Genomic DNA, 24,587 nt, shown 5'->3' with positions numbered 1-24,587 from the left:
AAGTCACTTAGAGCATACATCTCCGCTGGCTAATTTGTACTTTTTGTACTGCTTCACGGCAAAACAATCCGGCTTGCGCTTTTCCAGGCCCTTAAACATATAATCCACCGCGTTCATATAGGACTCGTCATCCTCTTTCACGTCCATGCCGGAAATCATATCCACCAGGGTATTGATGTTCCGATCCTCGGCGGGTGCCTCGAAAATGATATAGGCAATTAGGGCGCAGTACAAAAGCGTTTCCGCCTTCGTCCAAAACGGATCGCCCTCCTTGCCCTCGCCTTTGGTGTTGGCTATGAGGGTGTCCACGAATTTGAGGATGTCCGCCTCGTTGTGGATGTAGGACAGCGGATTGTAGTGCATGGATTTTGAAAAATCTATGCTGTTGAACACTTTGACCTGATACCCCCGGCGTTGCAGGAAAGCCCCCACCTGGGAGAGCACCCCGCCTTTCGGATCGACGCACACATAGGAGCTGTGCGCCTGGAGCAGTTGGGGCGTGAGCCAGAAACGGGTTTTGCCGGAGCCGGACGAGCCGATGATACAGGCGTTGAGGTTGCGGGCGTTGGCGGGATTTTTGGGCCGGGTGTTCATGGTAAGAAACTCCGTCTTTGTCAAAATGACGTTGTTCTCAAACTTTGGATCGACAAAGGGCTTGATGTCTTTTTCGGTGCCCCAGCGGGCCGACCCGTATTCCTCATCCCGCCGAAATTTCTTTGCGTTCTTGCTTTTGAAGTAGATCAGCAGGCGAAAGCCCACCGCGCCCACAATACCGATGAGCCAGTCAAAGGGGGCCAGCCCCGGCGCAAAGTCGGCAAAGGCCGGGCCGATGCTCTGCCCCAGGCCCATGAGCTTGTGAGCAAAGTCTGCTCCAGGGGCCAGACGGTAGGCCGTCCCCAGCTTTAGGCAGGCCCACAGAATAAACAGATACGGGATATTGGGTATCACATACTTTTTGACGCTATCTGTCCTCATGCACCGCCTCCCTTGCACGTTCTTTCTTGTGGGACGGCTGGCGGGCCAGTTCAGCGGCAGCCCGTTTGAGCTGTTCCCGGATGGGAACACGCTGGGACTTGGAACGCTTCAACACGCGCCGGGAATATTCCGAAAAGCAAGCGGTGATGGCGTCGGCCTGCCCGCTCTTAAAGAACAACAGGTATTTGTCCGGCCCGGTCTTATAAAAGGCATAGTCCACATTCCAGCGCCGGGCCACCCGGTCAAAGTCCTTTGGGGACTCCACCTCGATGCTGTTCGTGGCGGCCCCGTGGCCCATAAGCTGGCGCACCGTCTGTTTTCCGTGGGGTGTCTGGCGGGCCCGGTACGTTTTCTTGATCTTCCGGCCCACCGCCAGACACGCCTGGGCCAGTACCCGGCCCGTGAGCTTTGTCGCCTTGATCGAAACTGCTATGGTACGTCTGGAAACGTCCTCGTCAATCAGCCGTATCCCTCCTTTCCATGAAAAAAGCACCTCTGGACAAAACGTCCAGAAGTGCCGTTATCGTTCCTCGTGTTCCTTTGCGGCAATCTTCCGATAGCCCTCCAGGGAGGAACCGTCAATAATTTCTTTGTAGGCTGCCATTTGTTCCCGCACCGTGAGCTGCGGAAAGGCAAAAACTTTGTGCTCGTCGGGAATGTCCTCGATCCCGTGATAGTGCTCGATGAATTGACCGCCATTGTTCAGCACATAGCCGCCAGGGGCAAAGTGGCCGTCCTCTTCAAGCCGAATATCCCGCCCGTATGCCTCATAGTCAAAATAATTCAGCAGGTGCTCCGGCACGTCAATGGCCTCCATGTCCTCCACATAGATGCGCCCCAGGGTTTCATCGTCCTCGACACCAGGATAAAACTCGTAGCAATCCAGGTTTTGCGCCAGATTGATGAGATCGGCCACGCTGGACGTATGTTCACCGCTATCAATCACGGCCTCAAATTTCTCCAGTTCGCCCTGATCCAGCTCGGAGAGCAGGCAGGCCAGATGATTGAGCTCGTCCAGGTTTTCATATTCCGTGAGATAGTCGTAGAGCCCCAGCACATCACCGTCAAAGCTGGTAATGAAAAATTCCTCATAACGTACCCCGTCCACGCCAATGCGTTTCAGAAGCCCCTGTACTTCTTCGGTAGTCGTGGGGAATTTCAGCGTTTCGCCAACCAGCTCGCCCTCATTGTACTTTCCCAGGTTGGTGATGTAGGCTTCAAACAGGGACGCCATATCAGCGGCGGCCCTGTCCCTTGACGGTCAGGATGCCCTCAAGGGTGGTGGCGGTGATCCCCAGCCGCTGGGCCACGGCAATATCATTTTTCATAGACTCGGTGATCGTATGGCCGCACACCACCAGCACACGGGAGCGCCGGAGCAGGTCACGGCCCATGTCGATGCCGTTCTTGTGCTCCTCCGGCACCGCGTCATTGAGAAACAGCGGCAGATAGAGCATGGGGCAGATGGGGGAATAGCCCGCATCGTAGACCACACGGCAGAAATGCGCCGCCTGTTCCATGTCCGCCGCAGGATCGCCGCGCCATGCGGCAGTAATATAAGCAAGGGATCGTTTCATCTTCAACACCTCCGATATTTATAATAGGTAGTTCGACCCTATCCCCCCGCCCTTTCCCTATCCAGGGAAAGGGGGCGGCTCTGGAGGATATATGCCCCCGCCGCCCAGCCGGGAATAGCACAGCCGGGGCAGGCCGTCAAGGGCAAGCCGCCGCAAGCGGCGGGCGTTCCGCCCCTTGACCGCCCACCTCCGGCTGTACTAAAAGATACCCGGCGACGGGGGATATATCACCACAGAGCCCATCCCAAGCGCGGGGTGCTTACCTCTGGACAAAGTGTCCAGAAGCGGGGCCCGGTTACTTCTCCAAGTCCTTTTTCTTGTCCGGCTTTGCCAGTTCGGGCGGCTGTTTCTCTTTCCACTCGTCCAACAGGGCCATGATCTGCTCCTTCATTTTGGCAGGAGTGACCTCCTTACCGAAATACTTAGACAGTTCAGCAGTCGAAATAATCACACCGCGATCCTCCTTTTTTTCTTCACTTAAAATACCGTCAATCACATCGCCGTTGAGCTTGCCCTCCTTGTCCAGCTCGTGGAGCCGCTTCGCCTGGGCCACCGAGGGGGAGGACTGCTCCCCGTCAATGGAAACGGCAATCAGCCGCTGGTTTTCCGGCCTGATATACGAGATCTCCACCGCAGGCATAAAGCCCATCTGCTTTGCGTCCACCTTGTCCAGAAGCTCCGGCACCAGGGAGTTCAGGCGGATATACCGCATGACCTTTTTATAGTTCATGTCGTGATCCTTACCCACAATCTCCACCGAGAGCTTACCCAGGGCCTCGGCCTCTTTCTCATTTTTCGGGCGGGCCCCCTGGCGCTTGATGGCCTCCACCTCCAAATCCAGGAGCTTTGCCAGCTCGCTGGGGAGGGGATCACCGCGCTGTTTGTTACTGTTCCGCATTTCCCGGACAGCTTCAAGGTCAGTCATCTCGCGGACAATACAGGGCATTTCCTCCAGCCCGGCCCGTTCACCACCATGATGGCGGCGGTGGCCCGCGATAATCTCATAGCCCTTGCCGTCCTTTTCCGGGCGGACGGTGGCGGGGGTCATAATGCCGTGTTCCTTGATCGTCCCCACCAGATCGTCCATCGCCTTATCGTCCTGCACCTTGTAGGGGTGTTCCCGGAACGTGTGGAACGGATGGAGCTCCGACATTTTCAGATAGACGATTTTTCCCTCTTCCACCGGGCGGGGCGGCACCTCCGGCGTGGGCGGCAGCTTGATTTCCGGCGGCGGGACTGCCGCCTCCTTGACGGGAGCGGCCTTGCCCGGTTTTACCGTCTGAGCGGATTTAGAAGCAGGCGCACCGCCGGAGCCCGTTTCCTTACCCTTGTCGGCTTTCTTACCTCTGGACACTTTGTCCCGAACAGAGGGCGGAGCCTCCTCACGGGCCGCCTTATCAACCTTAGACGGGCGGCCTGTGCGGGGCTCCGCCGCTTTTGCCTTTTTTTCCGCAGTCGGCCCGGCCTGCTCTTTCGGCGGGCGGCCCCGGCGCTTCGGCGGCTTATCCGCCTCCGGCGCTTTCTTGTCCGGGGCGGGAGCAGAAGCCTCCTTGCCGCCCTTATCAGCGGCCTGGATGTCCGAAAGGTTGATTACCTTGCCGGACGGCGCGGGAACGTCCTCACCCATACCAGGGATAACAGACTGCTCCGGCGTGGAGGGCTCCGCATGAGCGGGGGCCGCCTGAGCCCCACCAGGAACAGCGGGCCCCTCGGTGTGTTCCGGCGCGGGCGGATCGCCCGGCCCGGACGGAGCCGGAGCTTCCGGGGTTTTACTTTCCTCCGCGCTCACGTTTACTTTTTCATCTGCCATTGGCTAACCTCCTTTTTCTTGAGATGAAAAAGGCCAGACCTCCCGGCCCGGCCAGCTAAAAAAATTCCCCCTTTCGTTTTAGTATAAAGTCAGCACCACTCCTTTCCCAAACCGGGCCATGAAAAAACGCCGCCTTTTTCTTGAAAAAGCGACGTTTTAGTGTAGGTTGGCTCGGTTTTTTGTTGTGATTTATGATTATGCCTTTGTAAAGAAACCTAAAATATCGCTGATATCTCCATTGATACAGATCGCCTTTTTTTCGATTTCTTTCGGGCAAACAGCTTCGCCATCATTTAGACAAGCATAGGTCGCATGGGGATTTTTAGCGGTCATTTGCCAAAACGGATATTTAATAATGCCCGGTGTGTTATAGCCAACGCCTAATTCCAAAAAGAGAATATGCGTGTTTTCATGGCGGCGTAAAAATAGATTGTAACGTTCTGCGGCTTGGTACCACCCCGCGTCCTGCACAAAATTGTCGTCAGCCCGCAAGTTCATCGCCATAGGCTTGCCGCAAACAGGACATTTGGGAATTAACTCGGCAGAAATACGCATATCCGATTGCTCCGCTACCATGCGCTCGATCTGGTCCTGATTATCATAAGTCTTTTGACAACAGGGCTCGGAACATTGAAACAGGCCATAGTCGCCCTGCGTGTAAAAGAGCCGTTTTTTATCAAATCCTGCTTTTTGAAAACAGTGGTCTACATTTGTTGTGATAACAAAGTAGTCTTTGTTTTTTACAAATTGAAAGAACTGCTCATAAACAGGTTTTGGTGTGCTTTCATAGCGGTTGATTTGAATATAGCGGCTCCAATACGCCCAATACTCCTCCAAAGTTGGATAAGGATAAAAGCCACCAGAATACATATCGTGGAAACCATACTTTTCCGAAAAATCACTGAAATATTTGTTGAAGCGTTCCCCGGAATAGGTAAATCCAGCAGCGCTCGAAAGGCCAGCACCCGCCCCGATGATCACCGCGTCCGCCATATCTAATGTTGCTTTTAGCCTTTCAAAATCAAGTGGTGTAAGAGTTGGCTTTTTGAAAAACATTTTTATCACGCTCCTATTGGGGTAGTTTCCAAACTTCAATTCCGGTTTTCGGGTCAATCATTCTACCAATTTTCATATCTGCTATATGCAAGACGATTTCACCTGTATAGCTAATACGGGCGTCTTTCAAATGTCCGGCTGTTACAGCGATATTTCCGTCTGGGTTTAAGAAAGAAAAAGAACCGTGACAATGAAGAACAGGATTGTTATTGTCGTCAGCAGAAATATTTCCCATAAGAGAAATCATTTCGATCATGCCGGAAATTGTGTGGTCTATAAACTCATTTCTGTCTGGAAGATAGGTTGAAAGGATAGCAAGATCACAAGCCCCAATCCCCCAAAAATATCCTGTATATACCTTTTCGCGTCTGCACACTTCTTGAATGGTATCTATGACACTTTCGTCTTGATCAATCCGCAAATAAATGACATCTTTCATTTTTTTATATTCCATAAATTCTTTACCTCTTTTCTATAATTGCCTTTACAGGGCAGCGCTCAAAGCAATTCCCACAATGCAAACAGTTTTCCTGTGCTATTCGATAGGTTTTCCCTGGTTTAATACACCGCTGGGGACATCCTTTTACACAAGTCCCGCATCCGATACAACCGCTGGTTATCTCATAGCCTTTTTGTTTATTCTCACCATTCCCCACAAGATACTGTTCCCGAAATATCGGATTAACACCTAAATTGAAATATTCAATCTGCATATCTCGGATAGCAAAAACTATCCCGATTTCCCGTGTTTTGCCCGGGTATACATTTTCAAGATAGGGCTGCTCCTGAAAGATACGGTTAATATAATATTTTTGTTCTGCTTCTGCCACCGGAATAGCTTTTGCAGAAACACGAATCATTTCTTTGTAACGGGTATAAGCTAAGATTTGCACCTGTCCGTCATGTAAAAGCTCTTTGCAAAAATCCTTTCCTCTTGCGGTAAAGAAATAGAGTGCGTTCTGGTCATAGTGAATGGCGCTGATACACCGCACCTGCGGCGTTCCGTCTAGTCCCACAGTAGCAAAATTTAATACACCTACATATTGCAGTTTTTTCAAACAAGTTTGTGCATCCATACATCCCACCTCATTCGACAATTAAACTGCGATTTTCTTTTCGCGGTTTGCCCTGTGGATATTCTCCCTCACAATAACCCAACAGAACGAAACAGCGGGCAACATAGTTTTCGTGGATTTCCCATTCTTTTAAGTAGGCTGCACCAATTTCATTGTCAAAGGTTTCCTCGCCTCGTGCCACGATACAGGACGAAAGCCCAAGCTGTGCTGCCGCCAACACCATATTTTCAGCGCAGCAAAAAGCGTCCGGCGTGCTATATAAAAAGTGCTTTGGGCCGAAAATCACACAAACGGTCGGCGCACCGTAAAATCCGCTTTGAATGGTCGGGTCGTCAATAATGCTGGGCTGCTCGCTAGATACATAAGATCCAGATAGATTTTTTCGGTCAAATCTTGCAACATTAAGTTTCCCAATCTTTTCACAAAGTTCTTTATTATATATGGCACGGACTACCGCTCGTTGACCGCCGCCTGCGTTTGGAGCATAAAGCCCTGCTTCCACGATTTTCTCAAGATCGCCGCGCTCAATTTGTCTATCCTCATATTTTCGGATAGAACGGCGATATTTCATCAGTTCAAACAAATCCATGTTTACACCTCTTTCCAACATTGGGGATCAGCAGCATAAAAGTTACCGTCTTTGCCGCTTGCAACGGCAGGACAGCCCCGGCACCATGCCAAGAGTTCGCATTTAGCGCACTTTTCAAACTTTGTATAGTCCCGGTAGGTTTCCATTTGGCAAACCCAAATGTCGGCAATCCGATCTTCAAATACATTACCAACTTTGCTGTTTTGTACGCGGCGGCAGGCATAAATATCGCCAGTGGGAAGTATGGTCATGTGGCAATTCCCGCAGTTACAGCCACCGTAAATAAATCCGTCTTGTGCGTCCTCCGGGATTTTGAAAATCCCTTTTTCATATTCGTAAAGCGTCCACAAGTGGTCTTTTTTATTGAAATAGGTGGAGCAGCCTGCTGCTTCGTATGCTTGAAACTTTTTATAGCAGGTATCCAAAAGTTCCCGGTATTCCTGCGGGGTCATACCGGTATCCTTTTCTTCGCTGGTGGGGCAATAACGAGCAAAAGCAAATACATCGACGCCCGCTTCCACAACCGTATCAATGATTGCGGGGATTTCTTTGATATTTGTCCCCGATACCGTTGTCATAATGACAGATCGGATTCCTGCCCTTTTGATACAAGCAATTTTTTCAAGAGTGCAATCAAAGGACCCCGGCTTGCGGAACCAATCATGGGTTTCCCGCATCCCATCAAGGGAAAGCTGGTATTTTTGACAGCCGTATTCTTTCAGCTGTTTGCATACCTCATCATTCAAATGAAACGGATTTCCAAGAATGGTAAAAGGAATGTTGTGTTCTTTCATCAGCCCAAGCAGCCGCCAAAAATCCGGGTGCAAGATGGGATCTCCACCTGTAATATAGAAGTATGGCAGGCGGCCATATATCTCGCAAAAGTCCAGGCAGTTATAAAAGGTGTCTTGTATCTGCTGCCATGTCATAGCGTCCAGCTTTTTGCAGTTGTCCTCCGAAAAGATATAACAATGCTTGCACCGCTGATCGCATTCGTCGGTAATATGCCATTGAAAGGCAAAGTATTCTTTCATTATCAATTCCTCGCTTTAGCAATTTTTCTATGTATATAAAAATCGGTTTACCCGAATGGTTTATTATGATTGTTCCCGGCGGTTTTCCGCCGGGAACGGTCAAGGGGTTGGCAGACAATCTTACTTATCGCCAGCACCGCAAGCAGCGGGCTTTTCTTCCGGCTTATCGCCAGCACCGCAGGCAGAACCGCAAGCAGCGGGCTTTTCTTCCGGCTTATCGCCAGCACCGCAGGCAGAGCCGCAAGCAGCGGAAACAGTTTCTTTTTTGCCCCAACCAAACAGATTTGAAAGTGCCATATTCGTTTACCTCCATTTTTGAATTGCGGGTTTTCTTCCTCGCAATTCTATTGTAGATAACTTTGCGATAGAAAAAAAGTACGCACAAATCTATTACTTAGTTACTTTTTTGTAACTCATCTTGATTTTTTTGCGCTCTTACACTATAATTTAGATGTTACATTCTATTTTGAACTATTGAAAGGAGCCTGCCGAGATGTTGACAAAAGAAGAATTGCCAGAATGTCCAGTCGCAACGACAGTGCAGTTGATAGGCAGCAAATGGAAACTGTTAATCTTACGAAACCTGTTACACCGTTCCTGGCGGTTTAATGAGTTAAAAAAAGATTTAGAAGGTATTAGCCAAAAAGTATTAACTGATAGTCTGCGCTCCATGGAAGCAGACGGGCTTGTTACTCGTACCGTGTACCCAGAAGTCCCGCCGCGTGTGGAATATGCGCTTTCTGAATTAGGAGAAAATATGCGGCCGATTATTGCGTCAATGGAAGCATGGGGAAAAAGCTACAAAGAAAATCACCCCCGTTTTTAGTATGGAACACGTTAGAGGGCGATCGGCAAAAGCTGGTCGCTCTTTCATCTGTGCCAAAATCCCAAAACAAGCTTTGTCTTTCCGGCGGCTTTGTGAGCAGGTAGCAAGCACAGCAAATGAGTACCCATTTGCGAAAAACGCTTGCTGGGAGTTTCCCATGCCCTTATAGAGCTTTCCTTAATGATTTCTCGGTAAATTTCTACTGTGTTTTCGCTTCTGTTCCTTTTCATTCCGGCGGCATAGCCGCTGCGCCCTCGTCAAAAGGAAAGGGGTTAGGGGAAAGGATAGGAAGGAATTTTCCAACTGCGGGCAATCGACTTTTTCTTGCGGCTTTTCAAACGCTTGTTTTCCCCTCCCATGAAATACATTCCGGCTGCGCCTCCTTTTTCTGTGGGCATAAAAAACACCACAGACCTTTCAGTCTGTGGTGTAGCTATATGTAGAAAGGGGCGTTATCTTGCGATAGCGTCCCTTTTGTTCGGTTATTCAGTTGTAGCCTGTTTGCCCGTTGCCCTTAAATACGATGATTAAAGGGTTTTTGCTTGTTTTCCTATCTCACCGCGCTTAAATCGGAGATTTTTTTATATATGCTTTTTAATCCAATCCAAGGCCCCTTTTTCCAGGCGGGATACCTGTGCTTGAGAAATTCCGATCTCTTTGGCAACCTCCATCTGAGTTTTACCGACAAAAAAACGAAGGGTCAATATCTTCTTTTCCCGTTCGTTTAAACTTTTCATTGCTTCCTTAATCGCAATTTCATCCATCCAGTCGCTTTCGCTGTTTTTGTCCCCTACCTGATCCATCACATAAATTGTGTCTCCCCCATCGGAATATACCGGCTCATATAAAGACATTGGCTCCACGATTGCTTCCAGCGCCAGCACCACGTCTTCTTTTTTCATTCCGATTTCCTTGGCGATTTCATCCACCGTAGGCTCTTTTGCGTTTTGATTGATCAGCCGCTCTTTGGCCTGCATCGCTTTATAAGCTAAATCACGCAGGGAACGGCTTACCCGTACAGAGTTATTGTCCCTGAGATGTCTGCGTATTTCACCAATGATCATAGGAACTCCATAAGTGGAGAAGCGGACGTTTTGATTCGGATCAAAATTATCAATCGCTTTGATCAATCCTATACAGCCCACCTGAAACAGATCATCCAAATTTTCCCCTCGGTTCGTAAATTTTTGTACAACTGACAATACTAACCGAAGGTTTCCATTAATCATCTCTTCTCTTGCTTTTTCATCCCCTTCACGAATACGTTTTAAGAGCTCTATTTTGTCTTTTTCCTTTAAAACTTTCAGTTTTGATGTGTTTACTCCGCAAATTTCTACTTTATTAATATACACCCGACACATCCCCTTTTCGCTTGTACGCTAAAAGTATGGACGGGACCCCTGAAAATCATACAGCAAACAAAAATTACCAATTTGTAAAAAGAAAAATCAGCGGTAATTTCCCGACAAAATATCCGGAAATTACCGCTGATTTTTGTTTTTCAGAGAGTTTTTTCTAGCTCTTTTTTAAGTTTTTTGATGATTCTTTTTTCTAACCGGGAAATATAGGATTGAGAAATCCCAATAATATCCGCTACCTCCTTTTGGGTCTTTTCTTCCCCATCCAAAAGCCCAAAACGCAGCTGCATAATCAACTTTTCCCGATCCGCTAAATGGTCGATTGCACCCAAAAGCAGGTTTTTTTCCGCTTCATCTTCAATGGGGCGATTGATACTGTCCGGATCAGTCCCAAGAATATCTGAAAGCAGCAGTTCATTGCCGTCCCAGTCAATATTCAGCGGCTCGTCAATAGAAATCTCATTTTTATGATTTTGACTTTTGCGCAAATGCATTAAAATTTCATTTTCAATACAGCGGGAAGCGTAAGTAGCAAGCTTAATATTTTTTTGTGGGCAGAAAGTATTTACCGCTTTTATCAGTCCAATCGTCCCAATGGAGATTAAATCCTCTACACAAATCCCGGTAGATTCAAATTTTTTCGCGATATATACTACTAAACGAAGATTATGTACCGTCAATTTTTCCCTGGCCGCCGGATCATCCGCCTCCAGTTTCATGAAAACAACTTTTTCTTCCTCCTTAGATAAGGGAGCGGGCAATGTTTCCGGCCCATTAATATAATAGGCCCGGCGGCGGATTCCCAGCCGGTGTAAAATCCATTCGTACCACCAGGTAATAATTACAACTTTGTTTATAATTGCTTGTTTCAACCTAATACACCTCTACCTAATCAAATATTTTATCCTGTCGCCCCCAGCTTTAAAATTTGTGGGTTCAGCAGCGCCTGATATTCTCCAACGATCTTTTCACGGCTGATTGCTATGTATACATCCGAAGTTTTTATATTGATGTTTTCCCCGGCAATTTCTATGTAATCCGGCCGAAATCCTTCCAGCAGTCCTTCCCCGGTTACTGTTAAGCAGGGAATAACCCGAAATTTTTCCTTTTCCTGGGGCGTTATTTTTTGCGCCAACATCCGATCGCATATCACCACCGGAGCTCCGGAAAAAGGTTCCTTTAAGTTGCTTCCTGTATCCGCCAGAGCCTTGGTTGAAAGGGCCTTTCCATTGACAACAATGGTGATGTCGTACAGCTGTTTTTCATTGATCCGGGAAAAAAACAGCCTCTCGATCAAGGTAACAATCAGATATGCCGCCGTTGTTGTCAGGATTAAAGTAAGAGCGGAAATATGGAAATAAACTATTCCGTTGTAAAACAACATTCCTGCGGGAGAAAATAAAAACCAAACCGCCAGCATCAATCCCGCAAAAATAAAACTTACCGCAAAAGTGACAAATAATCTTCCCGCAAATTTTTTATAGGGCTTACAACCAAACGCCGCTGCTGTCATCGCCGCCGCAACTAAGATTTTATATAGAAATTGCAAAAAAAATCCTGGAAGCGGAATAAAAATGATTAAAGAGCTGATCGCCCCGATAAATGCTCCTATCCATAAACGTTTACGGGTGGTTATCGCACCTGCAATTTTTCCAACCGCCATCAAAATGAAAAGATTTACCACAAAATTCACCACTACAAGAACATCTGCATATACAGGCAATAGATCCCTCCCCTTTCTTGTGGGGGTAAGTCCTTCTAGACAAGTATAGCCATGGGACAGGTTCTGTTTTTGTCGAAAACAGGGTGAAATATTTATTTCATACTCCTTTGCCAATATCAACTTGAACGCCATTTGCATACAATAAAAAAGAACAGCTTATGCGCTAAGCTGTACTTTGTAAATACACAATTTTATAAGCAAAAGGTGTGATTATCTATGGCTTGTTGTTGTAACAACACAGGAAGATATAGGAACAGCTGCAACTGCTGTGGCTGTGGAAGAAAAAATAATACATGCAACGACTGTGTTACCCGCGCAGTAAGTGGTTGTCCTGCCAACAGCGACTGTGAATGGTACCCTATCGAAGAAACATGCGAACGCACTATGAGAATGTGCTGTGATCAGAACGGCTGCTGCGGTATGTATCCACAGGATTGTAGAAATACCTTCTGGCCCGATTTTGCCCATCCCCGGTGGTTGTGCTGCAGAGATCTGTACTGCGCCAGACGGCAAAGGAAATGCTGCTAGATTAAAACAAAAAAGACGATGGCTTAACCATCGTCTTTTTTACCGTTTTATTTTTTTTCTTTTATGGAGTTTAACAGGCCCCCGGCTTGTATGATCTCTTTGATAAACTCTGGAAAAGGAATCGCTTTATAGGTTTCATTTTTCGTGATATTATAAATTTTCCCCCTGTCAAAATCAATCTTCACCTGATCACCGCTGGCAATCGCGTCGCTGGCCGCTTCACACTCTAAGATGGGCATGCCAATATTGATCGCGTTGCGGTAAAAGATACGGGCAAAAGATTTGGCGATGACACAGGATACGCCACATTCTTTGATCACCATAGGAGCGTGTTCCCTGGAAGAACCGCAGCCAAAATTATATCCGCCTACAATAATATCCCCTGGCTTCACTTTTTTTATGAAATCTTTATCAATATCCTCCATACAATGGGACACAAGTTCCTTGCGGTCGCTGATATTCAGATAGCGGGCGGGAATGATCACGTCCGTATCAATATTATCGCCATATTTAAATACATAACCGGTCGCTTCCATTTCACTCGCCTCCTTTTATCTTATCCGGAGAAGCAATTTTCCCCGCTATGGCACTCGCTGCCGCTACAGCCGGAGACGCAAGGTATACTTCCGACTTTACATGACCCATACGACCGACAAAATTGCGATTGGTGGTAGCGACACATCGTTCCCCGGGGGCCAAAATCCCCATATATCCGCCAAGGCAGGGCCCGCAGGTAGGGGTTGATACTACACAGCCCGCTTGGATAAACGTTTCCACATAACCGGCTCTCATCGCTTCCAGATAAATGTTCTGGGTACCAGGTATGATGATGCACCGTATTCCCCTCGCAATCTTCCTGCCTTTTAAAATTTCCGCCGCGATACGAAGATCGCTGATTCTCCCATTAGTACAGGAACCAATAACTACCTGGTCAATGGGAACGTCACCCCATTCTTCTTCGGTACGGGTATTTTCCGGAAGATGAGGGAACGCCACGGTGGGTCGAATGGAACCAAGGTCCAGATCGATCACCTTTTCATAAGGAGCGTCCGCATCCGGCGTTACCTCCGTATACTCTCGGCTGACCCTGCCGTTTAAATATTCCCGGGTAATATCATCCACCTCAAAAATTCCATTTTTCCCGCCGGCTTCAATAGCCATATTCGCCATAGTAAGGCGGTCGTCAATGGAAAGGCACCCAAGCCCGTCCCCGCCGAACTCCATGGATTGATATAGGGCGCCGTCTACGCCGATCATTCCGATAATATGAAGGATAACGTCTTTGCCGCTGACCCATTTTTTCAATTTTCCCGTAAGGTTAAACCGGATGGCGGAAGGCACCTTAAACCAGCACTTTCCGGTAGCCATTACCGCCGCCATATCGGTAGACCCAAAACCGGTGGAAAAAGCTCCCAGCGCTCCGTAAGTACAAGTATGGCTGTCCGCCCCGACAATCAGTTCCCCTGGGGCCGCCAATCCTTTTTCCGGGAGCAGGGCGTGTTCTATTCCCATCTCCCCCACGTCGTAAAAATTTTCAATATCATATTTTCCTGCAAACTGCCGGCAGCGTTTAGAGAGCTCCGCCGCTTTGATATCCTTGTTGGGAGTAAAATGATCCAGCACGATAGAAATCCTGCTTCTGTTAAAAACCCCATCAAACCGCGCTTTTTCAAACTCATCGATCGCCACAGGGGTGGTGATGTCGTTTCCCAGCACCATATCCACATCCGCATTAATCAGTTGTCCGGCACTTACACTGGAAAGTCCCGCCTTTTTCGCAAGGATCTTCTGTGTCATTGTCATGCCCATACTTTAGCGCCTCCTTGTATTGGTAAGACCAGCAGCCATATGGACGCTGGTCTGCCTCATTTTTTTATTTTATCATGAAATCTTATTGTCCGGCAATAGCTTTGTTCAAAGCGTTGATATAAGATTTTATACTCGCTTCCAAAATATCCGTACTCAGCCCTCTGCCGGTAATTTCCCGTTCATCCACAGAAATTTTAGTAATGACCTCGCCCAAAGCGTCCTCACCTTCCGTAACCGACTGAATCGTGTAATTTTCCAGTTTGCAGTCTTTTTTCACAATACGGTCAATTGCCTTGAATGCCGCGTCAATTGGGCCAGCGCCCCTGGCGACATGTTCTTTCTCTTCTCCCTGATCGTTGACCAATTTTACCACCGCAGTGGCAGAAATAACCGTACCGCTGTTGACAACAAAGCTCTTAAGAGTATAAGTTTCTTTGATTTCAAGAGCGGAAGAGCCTATTAAAGCTTCAATATCTTTATCCGTGATATTTTTTTTCTGATCAGCCACTACTTTGAACCGTTCAAAGGCGTTAGCAATGTCCTCCTCGCTGAGGATATATCCCAATTCGTTCAGGCGTTCGGCAAAAGCATGTTTTCCTGAATGTTTTCCAAGAACCATTTTATTTTGATAAATACCGATGTCCTCCGGAGCCATAATCTCATAAGTGGAGCGCTGCGCCAGCACACCGTGCTGATGTATCCCCGCTTCATGGGCAAAGGCGTTGGCTCCTACAATGGGCTTTGTGGGAGCGATTCCTACGCCGGTAATCGTTGAAAGCAGTTTGCTGGTACGATAGATCTGTTTGGTCACGATCGAGGTTGTGCAGTCGTAAATATCTTTGCGGGTATGCAGGTTCATCACAACCTCTTCCAAAGAGGCGTTTCCCGCCCTCTCCCCAATGCCGTTGACAGTACATTCCACCTGAGTAGCTCCCGCTTGGATACATGCCAGCGTATTGGCAACCCCAAGTCCCAAGTCGTTATGATTGTGGACAGAGATATCCACTTGCGGATTTTTTAAATGGCTTTTTAAGTACCGAATAATTTCAAACATTTCATTTGGGGTGCTGTATCCTACCGTATCCGGGATATTAATCGTGGTTGCCCCCGCCGCGATAGCGGCGTCAAACGCCTTCACCAGAAAGTTCATATCGCTTCGGGAGGCGTCCTCCGCAGAAAATTCCACATCCGGACAATAGCTTTTTGCAAGAGCGACCATAGAGCTTATTCTTTCAAGCACTTCATCCGGGCTCATTTTCAATTTGTATTTCATGTGGATATCGCTGGTGGCCAAAAAGGTATGTATTCTGGGTGATTGCGCATATTGGATCGCTTCCCACGCCCGATCAATATCTCCCTTTACTGCCCGGGCAAGACCGGCGACAGTAGCGTTCTTGACTGTTTTGGCAATGGCTTTTACCGCCTCAAAATCATCCGGGGAGGAAATGGGAAATCCCGCTTCAATAATATCTACTCCTAGACGTTCCAGTTGGCGAGCCATCTCAATTTTCTCATTAAAGTTCATACTGCATCCTGGGGACTGTTCCCCATCTCTCAATGTGGTGTCAAAAATTTTAATTTTTCTTGACATATCCTTTTCTCACCTTTCTAAATAAATTTTCCTGTAACGTCAAAAAAGCCTTCGTCTCTTTCAATAAGAGACGAAGGCTTAAAAAAACTTCCGTGGTACCACTCTCGTTGGCTGTATAAAACAGCCCGCTCAGCCGCATCCAGCAATGCGCTCTCCAGGTAACGGTGGGATACCGGTCACATCTACTCACCAAAGGTTTTCAACTGACTGCTCAGGGGCGAGTTATTCACATAAGCGGCACTGTCTCACACCAACCGACAGCTCTCTGAAAACTCACTTGATGCGTTTTTTCCCCATCAAAGCATTTGACGTTATTTCTTGAAGCACATAATAGCGCAAAAAAATTGGTTTGTCAATAGGCGTTTTTTAAATTTTTTCAAGAACGCTTTACAATCTGGAACAGCACTTTTCCTATTGCAAGGGTCAAAATCGCCGCCACAATCGCTTCTAGCACACCATTTACTCCTACTACCGTCATAATCGCCTGAAACAGCGCAGAAAAATCCATCCCCTTAGCCGCGGCATACTGCCGGCCAAAAAAGAGGTAAATTCCGCCCATCACCAAAATTGTATTGGTCATAGATCCTACCAGCCCCGCGCCGGCAAAGCTGACAATTTCGCTGGTAAACATCCGGTGCAAAAACCGAAAAATATATGCGGCAATGATCCCGATGCAGATGCGCGGCACAATGGCAACAACCAAACTCCAGCCATTGCCGTGGAAATCCGGGCTTAAATTATAAAACGGCGTAAATACAAAGGAGGTTATCGTGGGCTGAAAAGTATTGATAATAACGCTTAAAATACCAAATAAGCCGCCTAAAATCCCACCTGCCAACGGTCCTAGCAAAATAGCTCCTAAAATTACAGGAATATGGATTGTGGTCGCTTTCGTAACTCCCAGCGGAATAAACCCTAAAGGAGTAAAGGCCAGGACAATTTCGACCGCGGCCAGCAGGCCCAACATGGTTAAATACTTTGTAGAAGAAAGCTTGTTTTGCATAGACGCCACACCTCTCTATCTGTTATTTACACACCTACTTGTCAAGCAAAACTTTATGATATACCTTCTTGCCCTTTCTGATAATTACATATCCTTTTTCGAAATTATTCAAGCTTAATTTTTCTGTAATGTCCAAAACCTTTACATCATCTACAGAAATACCGCCCTGCTGGATCAGCCGCCGTCCCTCGCCTTTTGACGGAGCAATCCCCGCTTTTACCAGCAAATCAATCACCGAAATTTCCCCGTCAGCAAGATCGCCGCCAGCAAGATGAGTAGACGGCATGTCGTCGCTTTGGGCGCCCGCTCCAAACAGAGCTTTTGCGGTCTCAAGAGCCTTATCAGCGTTTTCCTTCCCATGGACCATTTTTGTAATTTCATACGCAAGGATTTCTTTGGCTTTATTCAGCTGGCTTCCTTCCCATTTTTCCATCCCTTCGATCTCTTCAATAGGAAGATAGGTCAGCAGTTTTAAACAGTTGATCACATCGTCATCCGCTACATTTCTCCAATACTGGAAAAATTCATAAGGCGATGTTTTTTCCGGATCCAGCCATACAGCGCCGCTTTCGGTTTTCCCCATTTTCTTACCCTCTTTGGTAGTCAGCAGGGTAAAAGTCATACCATACACTTCCTGCCCGGTAACACGACGGGTAAGATCTGCGCCGTTAATAATATTCGACCACTGGTCGTCGCCGCCCAACTCAATTTTACAGCCATAATTCTGATAAAGGTATAAGAAATCGTAACTCTGCATCAACATATAGTTAAATTCCATAAAGGATAATCCCCGTTCCAAACGGGTTTTAAAACATTCTGCTGTCAGCATGCGATTCACAGAAAAATGTACGCCCACCTCGCGCAGAAAATCAATATAATTAAACTTCAGCAGCCAATCGCCATTTTTCAGCATCAAGGCTTTTCCATCGGAAAAGTCAATAAAATGGGACATCTGGCGCATGAAGCATTCCGCATTATAATTAATTTGTTCCGGGGTCAGCATCTTTCTCATATCCGATTTTCCCGTGGGGTCGCCAATCATAGTCGTCCCGGTGCCTAACAACGCAATCGGACGATGGCCCGCGCGCTGGAGATGCCCCATAACGACCAACTGAAGAAAATGGCCCACATGCAGGCTGTCGGCAGTAGCGTCGAACCCGATATAGAAAGTAACTTTCTCATTATTAAAAAGTTCTTCAATTTTTTCGGGATGCGTCATCTGCGCGATCAATCCGCGCCGGGTTAATTCTTCAAATACTGTCATCAGTCTTTCTCCTTCTAAAGTTCATTTTAACAAAATCCCTTTCACACATTAACGTAAAAGAGTTGATTAATTTGTTTATTATAGCACCATTGATTAGAAAAAACAACCTAATTTCCCGCTTCTTTTAGCATTTCCTCCCCGTGGGATAACGCAATCGGCGTAATATTTTCTCCCGCGCTGATGCGCGCAAGCTCTCTTATCCGCTGCTCCCGGGTAAGGGGAACTATTGTTGTATAGGTGCGGTTATTGCGGGATTCCTTGGAAATGTACAGATGATTATTTCCAAAAGAAGCTACCTGTGCCAAGTGGGTTACACAAATGACCTGTCGGTTCTGCGCTACTTGGGCAAGCTTTTTCCCTATTTTTTGAGCCGCTCTGCCGCTGACGCCAGTATCCACCTCATCAAAAATCATCGTCTGAATTTCGTCTTTATCCGCCAGCACATTTTTAATGGAGAGCATAATGCGGGAGAGTTCCCCGCCGGAAGCAATTTTTGCAAGGGACTTTGCCTGTTCTCCCACATTGGTGACAATCATCAGTTCCAGATCATCCATCCCATCAGCAGAAAGCGGCTTCTCTTTGGCCATTACGGATAATTGGACGGAAGGCATATCTAGAAACGCAAGTTCTTCTCCCACGGCAAAAACGAACTGCTGAGACGCCTGTTTTCGGCGCTCTGACAGATGTAAAGCTTTTTCTCTTGCCAGCGAAAAAAGCTTTTGTTCCTGCTTTTCCAGTTCCTTTATCTGCTGATCAGAGTTTTCGATGGAGCGCAGTTCTTCCCATGCGTTGTCGCGATAGTTCAAAATTTCCTGAATATCGCTGCCATATTTCTTTTTCAGCGTATAAATGGTATCCAGCCGACGCTCAATCGCATCCAGCTCTGAAGGGTCGCAGTCAAAATCTTCCAAAAGCCCGCGGATATCCCTTTCAAAGCCCTCCATCTCATAAGATATCTCTTCTATGCGCTGGGCAATAGGCTGGGCCTCTTCCATATAACTGGCTGCTTGGGAAATATTTTCTACCAAAGAGCCGAACATCTCCTGCAGTCCGCCGCCTTCCATCTCCCCTTCAAATAAGGCCATACAAGTTCCTAACGCCTGGGTGATATTCAGACTATTTTTTACCATTTTCCGCCGGGCCTTGAGCTGCTCTTCTTCCCCCTGCACAAGCTGGGCCGCCTCAATTTCATTGATCTGGTATTCCAACAAGTCAATCCTATGGGCCTTTTGCGCTTCATCAGTAGTGATATTCTCCAATTTTTCTTTTACGCTCACATACTTCTGATAAACTTCTTTATATTGGGCGACTTCTTGCTCCAGCCCGCCAAAACTGTCGATAAAGCTCAGATGTTTTTGCGCAGATAGCAGCTGTTGATTGTCATGCTGCCCATGGACATTAATCAGATGACCGGAAATATTCTTTAAAATTCCTGTGGTCGCCGGACGGCCGTCAATCTTGCAAGTGGATTTTCCGCTGATATCCAATTCCCGGGTGATCAGTACCGAGCCGTCTTCCGCCGGATAGCCTGCCTGCTCCAGCGCGGCTGCGGCCTCTGAACTGATATCCTCAAATAAGGCGGAAATTACCGCCTTGCTTTCTCCGGTACGGATACTGTCTTTGGACGCCCGTTCACCCAGCACCGCATTGATTGCGTTGATCAGAATCGTTTTCCCTGCGCCGGTTTCACCAGTAAATACATTTAACCCTGGTTTTAGATCGATCGTGGCTTCGCTGATCACCGCAATATTATTTATGTAAAGCTGTGAAAGCATCTTCTCACCTCTTGACCCCGCAATTGGTCCATAATTTAAACAGCCATAATTTTTCTAAGCTGCATCACAAGTTCACGAGCATTATGGTCATCCCGCATCACCATAAAAATAGTATCGTCCCCCGCTAAAGTACCCACTACACCGCCCCAATGCATGGTATCCAGCGCCGCACACACAGCATTTGCCATTCCGGTATAGCATTTGATTACCAGTATATTCCCTGCGGAATCAATCTCTTTTACAGATTCCGCGAAAATCAACAAAAATTTATTGGAAATCTCTCCTTTCGGGGAGCCCGTATTCGTCGTATAATGATATTTACCATCGGAGGTCAATGTTTTTACCAGTCGTAATTCTTTAATATCGCGGGAAATGGTGGCCTGCGTCACAGAAAAACCATTTTCATTGAGCAGGTTTAACAGTTCATCTTGTGTGTCAATCGGACGGGAATTAATCAATTCAAGAATTTTGGCATGGCGTCGAGCTTTCATCGCAGCTACCCCCTCATAGTTAATTTTTGACTTAAAATGCTGTTAAAAGTTTTATGCGCAAATGTGATAAATTTCACATATTTTTTTGATTTGCGGACAAGCAGGCGCTTATTTTCATCCAAAGAAACGACCCCTTCACCATCCACGCTAACTGTTACTTTATCGGAATTATTAATAAAATGACTTTTTATGGAAAGTTCCATATCCGGGGACAACAAAATGGAACGGTCATACAGCGAGTGGGGACAGATCGGCGTTAAAATAATCGTTTCAATGGAAGGATCCACAATGGGCCCGCCGGCAGAAAGGGAATAAGCGGTAGAGCCGGTGGGCGTCGCAAAAATAATCCCGTCCGCCCGGTAACTGCCTATATTATGTCCGTTCCCGGTAATGCTTATGTCCGCCAGGCGCGCCATATCCGCTTTGGAAATCACCACATCGTTTAACGCATACCAGATGTCCTCTCGTCCTTCTACAGTCATTTCCAACAGCATCCGTCGCTGAAGAAAAAAATCTCCTTTTATAAGGCAGGATAGACAGCTAATCTCATTGGCCTCCACCTGCGCTAGATATCCAAGTCGGCCGGCGTTCACCCCTAAAATAGGCTTATCATGCATCAATGCATGCTTCGCACTATGTAAAATCGTACCGTCTCCGCCTACCGTCACAACCGCGTCGCATTGACCCACAAGCTGTTCAAACTCACCGTACACACACCCGCCGAACTCTTCTTTATAACGCAGGTCCAAACATACCTCGCATCCAGAAGCTTTGAGGGTGTCAATAATCTTTTCCATCAACAGATGAATATTCTCTTTGGTCAGGTTAGGCATAAGAAGTACAGATTTTATGTTCATAGCCTCTACTCCAAATCTATATGAGATTTATCCACTAGTTCAACAACCGCCTGATTTTGTATTTGTGTATATTCCTCCCCAGGGCCTTTTTTAAGAAACATTAAATATTCAATGTTTCCCTCCGGCCCCTTTACCGGGGAAAACGTCAGGCCCTGCACAGAAAATCCGTTATCCCTCGCATAGCCCATCGCATTTTTTAAAACCTCTATATGAGTATTTTTGTCTCGAACCACCCCTTTTTTCCCGACCTTTTCCCGGCCGGCTTCAAACTGGGGTTTTACCAGACAAACCGCTTCCCCTTCTTCTTTTAACAGCAAAGCCGCTACCGGAAGTACCAGCTTTAATGAGATAAATGATACGTCCACGCTGATAAAATCAATCGGCAGAGGAACCTGTTCTTTGGTTACGTAACGGATATTGGTTCTTTCCAAGTTGACCACCCGCGCATCGTTGCGAAGGTTCCATGCCAACTGTCCGTAGCCTACATCCACAGCATACACCTTAACCGCACCGTTTTGCAGCATACAATCGGTAAATCCGCCGGTGGAGGCGCCGATGTCCATGCAGATTTTATCCCGCAAGGAGATGGGAAACACCTGCATCGCTTTTTCCAGCTTCAGCCCTCCCCGGCTGACATACTTCAGCGTGTCCCCCCGGACCTGAATATCCGCATTGGAATCCACAGCCATTCCCGGCTTATCCGCTTTTTGGTTGTCTACATACACCTGCCCTGCCATAATAACCGCTTTGGCTTTTTCCCGGCTGGGAAAAAAGCCTTTTTCCACCAGCAGGATATCCAATCTATTTTTCATCCCATCACCTGTCAGTTAAAGTTCCAATATCCGATCTGCTATGGACTGAGCGTCCAATCCACACCGCTTTAAAGCGGCAGTAATTGTCATAGGAGGGATAAACGGCTGTTCAATCCCGCAAATTTCAAAGTTTCCCCGGTAGTGGAGCTGCGCCAGGCCGGAAAGAAAATATTCCCCAATGCCTCCGCGCTTCACTCCTTCTTCCAAAAAGAAAATATTACGATACTTTTTCGCCAGAGCAATACACTCCGCAGGCAAAGGAGAAATTTTAATCAATTTAAGAATATCCACTTTTTTTCCCTGCTGCTGCAATATCCATTGGGCCTGCACCGCCTGATCGTATTCCCGCCCATAGGTAATCAGCAAAGTCTGGCCGCCGTCTTTACGATGGATATAATCCAAATCAAACTCCGCAGGATCGCCGGTCTCTCCCTGGGATCCCCTGGGATAACGAACCGCACATACCCCCTGGTCCTCATAAATCGCCCGGCTAAGGCAGCTTCGCAGCTCCCCGTAGTTGGAGGGGGAATAAACTGTAGTATTCGGAATCGAGGATAGAAACGCCGCGTCAAACATCCCCTGATGGGTTTCCCCATCGTCCCCTACAATCCCCGCCCGATCTACCGCCAGCACAATATGCTGCCGCTCGATTGAAGCGTCATGAATCAGCTGGTCATACCCTCTTTGCAAAAAAGTAGAGTATACGGCGAAAACCGGTAATATTCCATTGGCCGCCAGCCCGCTTGCAAAGGTGACCGCATGTTCTTCCGCGATGCCTACATCAAAAAATCGTCCTTTTCCAGAAAACTCTTTGACAAAAGGAACCAAGCCGGTGCCTTGCTGCATCGCAGCGGTAATAGCACAGATTTTTTTATCTTTTCTCGCCAGTTTTGTAAGGGTCTCCCCAAAAACAGAAGAGAAGCTATCCTGGGAAGGAAGGCATTCCCCCGTCTTTTTATCAAAAGCGCCTATTCCATGATATTTAGAAGGGTTTTGCTCCGCATAAATATATCCTTTTCCCTTTACCGTATATACATGGACAACCACAGGCTTTTTTAATTCTTTCGCCCGGTGCAGTACCGGGATCAAATCTTTCAGACTGTGCCCGTCTACCGGTCCCAAATAATCAAAACCAAAATCCTCAAAGAAGTTGCTGTGATAAATAGCCTGACGGAACATCGCCTTAGAATCGGAAATAATATTGCGCAGGCTTCCGCCGACCACCGGTACCTTTTTTACCGTTTCTTCCACTTTATCTTTCAAGTGAATATATCCCGTGGACGCTCTTTTTTTAGCCAAATACCGCGCCAGCGATCCTACGCTTTTAGAAATGGACATATCGTTATCATTAATAATAACAATCAGATTTTCATCGCTCCGCCCAGCATTATTAAAAGCTTCGTATATCATTCCGCCAGTACAGGCGCCGTCCCCCACTACCGCGATCACATGATGCTCATCCCCTGTCAGGGATTTTGCTTTTGCAAGTCCATAAGCCGCAGAAACCGATGTGCTGGCATGACCTGCAATAAACGAATCGCAAGGGCTTTCCTGCTGGCGGGGATAACCGGAAATTCCATTTTCCTGCCGTAGGGTAGAAAATTGTTCTCTGCGCGCGGTGAGCAGCTTATGGGTATAACACTGGTGCCCCACGTCCCATACAATCTGGTCTTTGGGCAGATCAAATACTGTATGCAGCGCAACCGTCAATTCCACTACCCCTAAATTGGACGCCAAATGGCCCCCATTTTTGGATACTGTATGTATTAACTTTTGTCTGATCTCCCAACAAAGGATTTCCTGCTGCTGCAGGGAAAGCTTTTTTACATCCTTCGAAGAATTTATCTTATTTAACAGATTATACTTTGCCAATCTTACACCTCTTTTGAGTAGGGAAAATTAATTTACCGGAACAATAACCGCGATAGCAATGCCTAAAATCGCTCCGCACAGCACTTCCAAGGGGGTATGTCCAAGATACTCCTTTAATTCTTTGCTTTCTGCTTCATGGGCCTGAATTTCTTCCTGGGTGAACTTTTCCTTGCTTGTGGCAATCTCAAATTCCCGTTTTAACACAAGAAAAGTAGATTTAAAATCGATTACCATCTTATTAAGCACCTTCGCCTGTTCCCCCGCTGCCCGGCGCACTCCCATAGCATCGTACATGACAATTCCCGCAAGGGCCAGGGAAAGAGCAAATTCCGGAGAGGAATACCCCATTGTTTTTGCCATCCCAACTGCTATAGAACATACCAGCGAAGAATGGGAGCTGGGCATTCCACCCGCACCCACAAGACGCTCCCAATCAAACCGTTTATTTTTCATATAAGAAAATAACGTTTTTAACAGCTGGGCCAAAAACCAGGATAAAAAACCGATATTTATGATGTAATTACTTGTAATTATCTCCCACACATTCATAAACTGCCCCCC

General features: G+C 47.1%; 25 protein-coding genes, 1 pseudogene and 1 other annotated feature. Of the genes and pseudogenes, 1 reads left to right on the top strand and 25 read right to left on the bottom strand.

Annotated features, from left to right (window positions below):
- Positions 1-21: 21 nt before the first annotated feature.
- The 11 genes and pseudogenes from H8705_RS01350 to acgA all read right to left on the bottom strand — a co-directional run.
- Positions 22-975 (bottom strand): annotated as a pseudogene (locus H8705_RS01350) (type IV secretory system conjugative DNA transfer family protein); the annotation flags it as partial.
- A complete protein-coding gene (locus H8705_RS01345) occupies positions 962-1,468 on the bottom strand; it encodes a PcfB family protein (RefSeq protein ID WP_006573781.1) in 507 nt (168 codons plus the stop codon). The pseudogene H8705_RS01350 and the gene H8705_RS01345, both read right to left, overlap by 14 nt.
- A 27-nt stretch (positions 1,469-1,495) precedes the next feature.
- Positions 1,496-2,209: an antirestriction protein ArdA gene (locus tag H8705_RS01340; protein ID WP_215685450.1), complete on the bottom strand. Its 714-nt coding sequence runs from the start codon at positions 2,207-2,209 to the stop codon at positions 1,496-1,498.
- Between the two features lies 1 nt (position 2,210).
- Positions 2,211-2,552 (bottom strand): DUF7768 domain-containing protein, encoded by a 342-nt coding sequence (locus tag H8705_RS01335; RefSeq protein ID WP_262394079.1) that lies wholly within the window; start codon positions 2,550-2,552, stop codon positions 2,211-2,213.
- A 295-nt stretch (positions 2,553-2,847) separates the two neighbouring features.
- Positions 2,848-4,362, bottom strand: coding sequence for a ParB/RepB/Spo0J family partition protein (locus H8705_RS01330; protein WP_262394078.1), 1,515 nt, complete (start codon positions 4,360-4,362; stop codon positions 2,848-2,850).
- A gap of 195 nt (positions 4,363-4,557) precedes the next feature.
- Entirely contained in the window at positions 4,558-5,418 is an 861-nt protein-coding gene (locus H8705_RS01325) for an SIR2 family NAD-dependent protein deacylase (protein ID WP_262394077.1), read from the bottom strand.
- Between the two features lie 13 nt (positions 5,419-5,431).
- A complete protein-coding gene (locus H8705_RS01320; protein ID WP_262394076.1) occupies positions 5,432-5,872 on the bottom strand; it encodes a PPC domain-containing DNA-binding protein in 441 nt (146 codons plus the stop codon).
- Between the two features lie 7 nt (positions 5,873-5,879).
- Complete coding sequence (locus H8705_RS01315) at positions 5,880-6,494, bottom strand: 4Fe-4S binding protein (protein WP_262394075.1); 615 nt, start codon at positions 6,492-6,494, stop codon at positions 5,880-5,882.
- A gap of 10 nt (positions 6,495-6,504) precedes the next feature.
- A complete protein-coding gene (locus H8705_RS01310; RefSeq protein ID WP_262394074.1) occupies positions 6,505-7,083 on the bottom strand; it encodes a nitroreductase family protein in 579 nt (192 codons plus the stop codon).
- Between the two features lie 2 nt (positions 7,084-7,085).
- The gene (acgM, locus tag H8705_RS01305; RefSeq protein WP_262394073.1) at positions 7,086-8,117 is read right to left on the bottom strand and encodes a radical SAM/SPASM domain protein, ACGX system; all 1,032 of its coding nucleotides are present in this window, start codon (positions 8,115-8,117) and stop codon (positions 7,086-7,088) included.
- 120 nt (positions 8,118-8,237) lie between these two features.
- Positions 8,238-8,414, bottom strand: coding sequence for an ACGX-repeat peptide (gene acgA / locus H8705_RS01300; RefSeq protein ID WP_262394072.1), 177 nt, complete (start codon positions 8,412-8,414; stop codon positions 8,238-8,240).
- Between the two features lie 196 nt (positions 8,415-8,610).
- Here acgA and H8705_RS01295 point away from each other — a divergent pair, with 196 nt between their 5' ends.
- Positions 8,611-8,943, top strand: a complete 333-nt coding sequence (locus H8705_RS01295) for a winged helix-turn-helix transcriptional regulator (RefSeq protein WP_262394071.1) — start codon at positions 8,611-8,613, stop codon at positions 8,941-8,943.
- A 581-nt stretch (positions 8,944-9,524) separates the two neighbouring features.
- Here H8705_RS01295 and sigG read toward each other — a convergent pair.
- The 14 genes from sigG to H8705_RS01225 all read right to left on the bottom strand — a co-directional run bounded on the left by sigG (position 9,525) and on the right by H8705_RS01225 (position 24,575).
- A complete protein-coding gene (sigG, locus tag H8705_RS01290; protein WP_262394070.1) occupies positions 9,525-10,295 on the bottom strand; it encodes an RNA polymerase sporulation sigma factor SigG in 771 nt (256 codons plus the stop codon).
- Between the two features lie 149 nt (positions 10,296-10,444).
- Positions 10,445-11,143: an RNA polymerase sporulation sigma factor SigE gene (gene sigE, locus H8705_RS01285; RefSeq protein ID WP_262394238.1), complete on the bottom strand. Its 699-nt coding sequence runs from the start codon at positions 11,141-11,143 to the stop codon at positions 10,445-10,447.
- Positions 11,144-11,202: 59 nt separating this feature from the next.
- Positions 11,203-12,024 (bottom strand): sigma-E processing peptidase SpoIIGA, encoded by an 822-nt coding sequence (locus H8705_RS01280; protein ID WP_262394069.1) that lies wholly within the window; start codon positions 12,022-12,024, stop codon positions 11,203-11,205.
- 575 nt (positions 12,025-12,599) lie between these two features.
- Positions 12,600-13,088 (bottom strand): 3-isopropylmalate dehydratase small subunit, encoded by a 489-nt coding sequence (gene leuD, locus H8705_RS01275; RefSeq protein WP_262394068.1) that lies wholly within the window; start codon positions 13,086-13,088, stop codon positions 12,600-12,602.
- 1 nt (position 13,089) lies between these two features.
- On the bottom strand, positions 13,090-14,361 hold the full coding sequence (gene leuC / locus H8705_RS01270) for a 3-isopropylmalate dehydratase large subunit (RefSeq protein WP_262394067.1): 1,272 nt from the start codon (positions 14,359-14,361) through the stop codon (positions 13,090-13,092).
- Positions 14,362-14,443: 82 nt separating this feature from the next.
- On the bottom strand, positions 14,444-15,952 hold the full coding sequence (locus H8705_RS01265; RefSeq protein ID WP_262394066.1) for a 2-isopropylmalate synthase: 1,509 nt from the start codon (positions 15,950-15,952) through the stop codon (positions 14,444-14,446).
- Positions 15,953-16,015: 63 nt separating this feature from the next.
- Positions 16,016-16,261 (bottom strand) — a binding site (T-box leader).
- 67 nt (positions 16,262-16,328) lie between these two features.
- Complete coding sequence (locus H8705_RS01260) at positions 16,329-16,955, bottom strand: ECF transporter S component (protein WP_262394065.1); 627 nt, start codon at positions 16,953-16,955, stop codon at positions 16,329-16,331.
- Positions 16,956-16,989: 34 nt separating this feature from the next.
- Entirely contained in the window at positions 16,990-18,222 is a 1,233-nt protein-coding gene (gene tyrS, locus H8705_RS01255; RefSeq protein WP_262394237.1) for a tyrosine--tRNA ligase, read from the bottom strand.
- 104 nt (positions 18,223-18,326) lie between these two features.
- Positions 18,327-19,994, bottom strand: a complete 1,668-nt coding sequence (gene recN / locus H8705_RS01250; RefSeq protein ID WP_262394064.1) for a DNA repair protein RecN — start codon at positions 19,992-19,994, stop codon at positions 18,327-18,329.
- 35 nt (positions 19,995-20,029) lie between these two features.
- Positions 20,030-20,485 carry an arginine repressor gene (gene argR, locus H8705_RS01245; RefSeq protein WP_262394063.1) on the bottom strand — a complete coding sequence of 152 codons (456 nt, stop codon included), beginning with the start codon at positions 20,483-20,485 and terminating at the stop codon, positions 20,030-20,032.
- A gap of 5 nt (positions 20,486-20,490) precedes the next feature.
- Positions 20,491-21,342 carry an NAD(+)/NADH kinase gene (locus tag H8705_RS01240; RefSeq protein ID WP_262394062.1) on the bottom strand — a complete coding sequence of 284 codons (852 nt, stop codon included), beginning with the start codon at positions 21,340-21,342 and terminating at the stop codon, positions 20,491-20,493.
- A gap of 5 nt (positions 21,343-21,347) precedes the next feature.
- Entirely contained in the window at positions 21,348-22,154 is an 807-nt protein-coding gene (locus tag H8705_RS01235) for a TlyA family RNA methyltransferase (protein WP_262394061.1), read from the bottom strand.
- A 15-nt stretch (positions 22,155-22,169) separates the two neighbouring features.
- A complete protein-coding gene (gene dxs / locus H8705_RS01230) occupies positions 22,170-24,026 on the bottom strand; it encodes a 1-deoxy-D-xylulose-5-phosphate synthase (protein ID WP_262394060.1) in 1,857 nt (618 codons plus the stop codon).
- Positions 24,027-24,053: 27 nt separating this feature from the next.
- Positions 24,054-24,575 (bottom strand): divergent PAP2 family protein, encoded by a 522-nt coding sequence (locus tag H8705_RS01225; protein WP_262394059.1) that lies wholly within the window; start codon positions 24,573-24,575, stop codon positions 24,054-24,056.
- Positions 24,576-24,587 lie beyond the last annotated feature (12 nt).

This window comes from Youxingia wuxianensis (assembly GCF_014385085.1).
GTDB lineage: Bacteria > Bacillota > Clostridia > Oscillospirales > Ruminococcaceae > Youxingia > Youxingia wuxianensis.
The sequence above is the reverse complement of the archived record's forward strand: the minus strand, read 5'-3'. Positions and strand labels throughout refer to the sequence as shown.